The following is a 1,902-nucleotide window of genomic DNA, read 5'->3' as shown; positions in this document are numbered from 1 at the left end:
AGTTTAATTACAGGCCGAGATGTCCCTGGAGGAATTATCGGTAATATTATTGCTGGTTTTATTGGTGCCTGGTTAGGTGGACTTATCTTAGGTAATTGGGGACCAGTCGTAGGTGGATTTGCAATCATCCCCGCAATTATTGGATCAATTATTTTAGTGTTAATTGTAAGCTTTATTTTACGAAAAATGGGTAAAAAGAATAATCATGGTCACCATGCATAAGAAAGAGATAAAATATAAATTGGAGTGACTAATAATACCAGTCTAATGTTATCTGACTTTATTGAAGAGAAGCAATTCAAACTAAATTCTTACCTTATTTATTTGCTCAGTACAATTGATAAACATGTTAAAAATGAGCCGAGAGTTTAATGATAAAACAATTGCTTTGCAATAAAAGAACGGAAAAAATACAAAAATTGAATCAGAATATCTTATAAGCGACCTTATAATTCTAATTGAAATTAATGAGGTCGCTTATTATTGGTGTAAATCTTTAAAAACTATGAGTCGGTATATTTCCCTACAATCAATGTTAATGATTAATGAATCCATGATAATGTTTGTTTATATACATTATTTATCGTGATAAGTAGTAAAAAATGACATTCCCTTTTTATAGTTTGTTATAATGAACGTATAAATGATACGGAGAGGGCAGATAATTTGAGTATGATACTTATTAAAAATAGCGAAAAAGTAATAAGAGAAGCAAAACATCAACTTCACACAACCATGGATGATTATCAAACCAAAATTATCTCTATTTTTGATAAACACCATATTCCAATGAATCAACGAATTAGATTAATGATTCTTCTATCGGATATAAAAGAGCAGGCTGTATTAATTGGAAAACATGCTGCCGTCAAAGGGAGACTTGAGTATGAAGGGCAGGATCAATTAATTACAGAAGTTATAGATGCAGTTCCTTTCCAGTACAGTAAAGAAACAGTAACCGATTTGGAAGATAACATACAAATCAGTAAAAAAGGAATTGAAGATATAGCAAAAGAGTACGGATTAGATACTGGAAAAATAGTTAACCTAAAAGCTCTTCTCCTTAATTTAAAGGTATCTAGTTACATAAATGGACATTATGAAATGTATGTAAAAGATAACACTTTATCTAGCAAAAGATCTTAGAACGTTAGGATAAAACGAATAAAGTTTTAAATATACGTAAAACTAATTAAGACGTCGTGAGACATCAGTACTTAAACATAAGATATGTGTAACAGAAAAACTACTGTACGGGAGCAGTAGTTTTTCTGTTTTTAAGCTGTATACTCCCTACATTTTTAGTGACCATAATGGATTTTCTAGGCACAAAAAGCCTTATATCTTACTATAAGGCTTTTCTGAATACTGATTTATTTTTTCAAAAACGATTCTAATTTCATAAATTCATTTCTGTGTGTAGAGTAAACTTCCCTATTCCTCCTACATCTGGTGGAATTCTAGATATTCTTTTAATGTTTGCTGTAACGTCCCTTTTGTTTCTGCCTTTTCTTCAAAGGAGATTCCTGAGTGAATCATTGTCCGCACCAGGTCCGCACGTAAACCTGTAAGAATAGCCTTACATCCCATCATTGAAATTCCAGTTAATATTTTTTGAAAATGATCAATGACATGCATGTCCATGTTAGCAATTCCAGAAAGATCTATAATTAATGTTTCAATCCTTAAATCTGATATGCCTATCAATACTTTCTCCTCAATCGTTTGGATACGGTATGTGTCAACCATTCCGATCAATGGTAATACAGCTACAGATTGGCTAAGTGGTATAATAGGCACCGATAGATGTTCAACTAAGTCCCTCTGGGAGGCAATTAATTCATCTTTATATTTGGAATAACTAATGAGAAAAGTGTTAAGAAATTGATCAATCTTATCATT

General features: G+C 31.6%; 3 protein-coding genes. 2 read left to right on the top strand and 1 reads right to left on the bottom strand.

All coding sequences use genetic code 11. The features are described from left to right. Together AC1DRF_RS25435 and AC1DRF_RS25430 are read left to right on the top strand one after the other, a co-directional pair. Positions 1 to 222, top strand: a 222-nt coding sequence (locus tag AC1DRF_RS25435; RefSeq protein ID WP_477742008.1) for a GlsB/YeaQ/YmgE family stress response membrane protein, incomplete at its 5' end; no start/stop codon positions are given. A gap of 513 nt (positions 223 to 735) precedes the next feature. Continuing rightward, on the top strand, positions 736 to 1,146 hold the full coding sequence (locus AC1DRF_RS25430) for a hypothetical protein (RefSeq protein WP_477742007.1): 411 nt from the start codon (positions 736 to 738) through the stop codon (positions 1,144 to 1,146). Between the two features lie 297 nt (positions 1,147 to 1,443). Here the strand turns inward: AC1DRF_RS25430 and AC1DRF_RS25425 are convergent. After that, on the bottom strand, positions 1,444 to 1,902 hold a 459-nt coding region (locus AC1DRF_RS25425), incomplete at its 5' end, for an STAS domain-containing protein (protein WP_477742006.1).

It is taken from the genome of Priestia sp. P5_B4, assembly GCF_056400385.1.
Note: the sequence above shows the minus strand (reverse complement) of the source record. Positions and strands in the feature narration are given on the sequence as shown.